Raw genomic sequence first — 219 nt, forward strand, 5'->3', positions numbered from 1 at the left:
TTTCCCAAAGAGATCATTTCAAAGCCAATCGCACTGCCGCGCTCACAGAGTGGCGCGGTCTTTGTGCGGCATAAACGGGCAGGGGTACTGGCCTGGCCGAGACGAGTTCGAGTTTGTCTGATGGTGTGGACGGCTCCACCCGAACGGCATCGCAATGTGTCATGCTGGTGCTGTTACGACCCAACAGAGAGAAGGAGCCATCCACAATGGATATTACAA

Annotated in this window: 1 protein-coding gene; it reads right to left on the reverse strand. The window is 54.8% G+C overall.

What is annotated here, in order from left to right; translation table 11 throughout:
- Nucleotides 1-13 precede the first annotated feature (13 nt).
- On the reverse strand, nt 14-219 hold a 206-nt coding region (locus AB9F27_RS22220), incomplete at its 5' end, for a hypothetical protein (RefSeq protein WP_369758249.1).

It is taken from the genome of Falsihalocynthiibacter sp. CO-5D18 (genome assembly GCF_041205445.1).
In the GTDB taxonomy this organism is placed as follows: Bacteria; Pseudomonadota; Alphaproteobacteria; order Rhodobacterales; family Rhodobacteraceae; genus Falsihalocynthiibacter; species Falsihalocynthiibacter arcticus.